The organism is Bacillus sp. JJ1474, from assembly GCF_036965225.1.
GTDB lineage: Bacteria > Bacillota > Bacilli > Bacillales > Cytobacillaceae > Cytobacillus.
The window spans coordinates 3671-6536 of the sequence record NZ_JBALPC010000121.1 but is presented as its reverse complement, the minus strand read 5'-3'; the positions used below and the strand labels follow the sequence as shown (position 1 = coordinate 6536).

The 2866-nt window shown below is 39.1% G+C and carries 3 protein-coding genes; all 3 read right to left on the bottom strand.

What is annotated here, in order from left to right; all coding sequences use genetic code 11:
• Positions 1–12: 12 nt before the first annotated feature.
• On the bottom strand, positions 13–225 hold the full coding sequence (locus V7164_RS15745) for a YneF family protein (RefSeq protein WP_335347872.1): 213 nt from the start codon (positions 223–225) through the stop codon (positions 13–15).
• Positions 226–312: 87 nt separating this feature from the next.
• Complete coding sequence (gene sirA / locus V7164_RS15740) at positions 313–750, bottom strand: sporulation inhibitor of replication protein SirA (protein WP_335354543.1); 438 nt, start codon at positions 748–750, stop codon at positions 313–315.
• A gap of 183 nt (positions 751–933) precedes the next feature.
• The coding region (gene tkt, locus V7164_RS15735; RefSeq protein ID WP_335354542.1) for a transketolase at positions 934–2866 on the bottom strand (1933 nt) is incomplete at its 5' end.

The window sequence follows — 2866 nt, the reverse complement described above, 5'->3', positions numbered from 1 at the left end:
GCCCGTCCACCATTATTTTGTTTGCTTATTCATGGCGTTCATCATTTGATTAATTTTCTTTTGCGATGGCTTTTGACCCATCTGCATCATCATCATTTTTAACATTTGTTCATTAATTGGCGGATTTTTCTTTAAATAGCTCATCATATATTTTCGAGCAATGAAAAATCCTAGTGCTAAACCAGCAAGAAGTGCCAGGATACCAACTAGAATATAAGTCCACATTCAAATTTCCTCCTTCGTGTTGTCTAACATACAGTGTACTAAACCAAAGGCTATTATACAATATTTGCTTTATGATTTTATCATATTTTAAACTAATTTTCTTTCCTTAATTGGTTTTAGCCAACCGTAACGATGATGTTCGATATCAATTGCCAGAAAAGACGACTCGCTTTTTCTAAGCACCTCAAAAAAGATCGTCTCCGCATCATAATTTCCACTCGCTTCTAATATTAAACATCGGTCCTTAATCTCTAGTTTAGCGCTGCTTCTTTTTCCCATTTCTATATAATATAACCCTTTATGTGTCAAAAAATCTTTATTTCGATACATCTGCTGGTTAATATATTGATGAAGTTTTAATCCCGGTATCGGCTTTGTTATAAATTGAATTTGTCTAGCTAGTATGGATTCCATAGTACCAGCCGCGTGCTCGAATTCTTGAAATAACTGAAAAAACATTCTCTCCCTGCCAAAATAGTGGGAGGCAAATTCATCTTCAATTAAATATAACTGATAGGATCTCATCCAAACCTCTCCTTCCGGGACAAACCCCCTTTCCTCTCATTATACTTATGTAAAATTAAACATTGTGTCTTAAACCGTCAAAAACATTCGCTTATTTTGTCGAAACGAAGAATTTTTAGAAAATAATAGCTATCAATAACAAAAAGAGAAGAGCCTTTAGCACTCTTCTCTTTCGTAATAGTTCTAGAATAGGGATTTAACACGCGCCACAACATTATCAACCGTGAAACCATATTCCTCGATGATTTTTTCGCCAGGAGCAGATGCACCAAATTGATCAATACAAAGGACATCTCCTTCATCACCAGCATAGCGATGCCAGCCAAGAGAAGCACCCATTTCAATCGCTAATCTTTTCTTCACATCTTTAGGAATAACACTTTCCTTGTATTCCTTAGATTGAGCTTCAAAACGATCCCATGAAGGCATACTGATAACCGCTGCTGAAATACCATCAGCTTCTAAAGCTTGCTGCGCTTCCACGGCTAAGCTTACCTCTGATCCGGAAGCAATTAATAATGCATCAGCTTTTTCTTTACTAGCAGGTGATACAACATATGCCCCTTTTGAAACGCCATCATATGCTGCTTCTTTTGTACCTTTTAATGTTGGCAGATCTTGTCGCGTTAATACAAGGGCTGTTGGCTTATCTGACGATTCAACCGCTAATTTCCAAGCAGCTGCTGTTTCATTTCCATCAGCAGGACGAATAACAGATAGATTTGGCATTGCACGCAAAGCAGCTATTTGTTCAATAGGCTCATGTGTTGGTCCATCTTCACCAACAGCAATACTGTCATGTGTAAACACATACGTAACAGGCAGCTTCATTAATGCAGCTAGACGAATAGCCGGACGCAAGTAGTCAGAGAAAACAAAGAAGGTACCTCCAAATACTTTTAATCCTCCATGTAAAGCCATTCCATTTAAAGCAGCTCCCATTGCAAATTCACGAACTCCAAACCAAATGTTTTTTCCATCAAAGGTTTTTGGAGTAAAGTCTGCAGTTCCTTTAATCATTGTCTTATTTGAACCTGCAAGGTCAGCAGATCCTCCGATAAAGGATGGTAGGTTTTTGGCAATGGCATTCAATGCCTCTCCAGATGACGCACGGCTCGCAATGCTTTTTCCTTCTTCATAAGCAGGTATATCATTTGCCCAGCCCTGCTTAAGCTCGCCGTTAATAGCTTGCTCGAGCTGACTTGCAAGCTCGGAAAACTCACTTCTGTATTGAGCGAATAGGTCATTCCATTCTTGCTCCTTCTTTTCTCCTTGTACTGCGACAAGCTTTCTGAAATGCTCATACACTTCTTCAGGAACATAGAAGTCTTCTTCAAAAGTCCACTTATAAGATTCTTTCGTTAACTTTAATTCATCTGCACCAAGAGGAGCTCCATGAACATCAGATTTTCCTGATTTATTTGGTGATCCATATCCGATGACTGTTTTTACTTCAATAAGCGTTGGATGATTAACATCTAGTTTGGCTTCTTCAATCGCATTTGCGATTTCAGTCAGATCGTTCCCATCTTCTACTCTTAAGTATTGCCAGCCATATGATTTAAATCTTTGTTCAACACTTTCAGAGAACGACTTATTTAAGTCACCATCAAGGGAAATATCATTGGAGTCATAAAGCACTATTAATCTCCCAAGGTTAAGGTGGCCAGCAAGAGAAGCTGCTTCTGCGGAGACACCTTCCATTAGATCCCCGTCACCACAAATGCTGTATGTATAATGATCAATTAAATTAAATTGATCTTTGTTATAGACAGCTGCTAAATGGCGCTCAGCCATCGCCATTCCAACTGACATAGCTATTCCTTGCCCAAGAGGACCAGTAGTTGCATCGACACCAGGCGTATGACCAAACTCAGGATGTCCTGGAGTTTTGCTTCCCCATTGTCTGAAGCTTTTAATATCTTCCATTGATACATCATATCCCGAAAGATGAAGAAGGCTATATAGAAGCATAGAACCGTGGCCAGCTGATAGAACAAAACGGTCACGATTAAACCATTGTGGATTTTTAGGATTATGATTCATAAATTGAGTCCAAAGTGTATATGCCATTGGCGCTGCTCCCATTGGCATACCAGGGTGACCTGATTTTGCT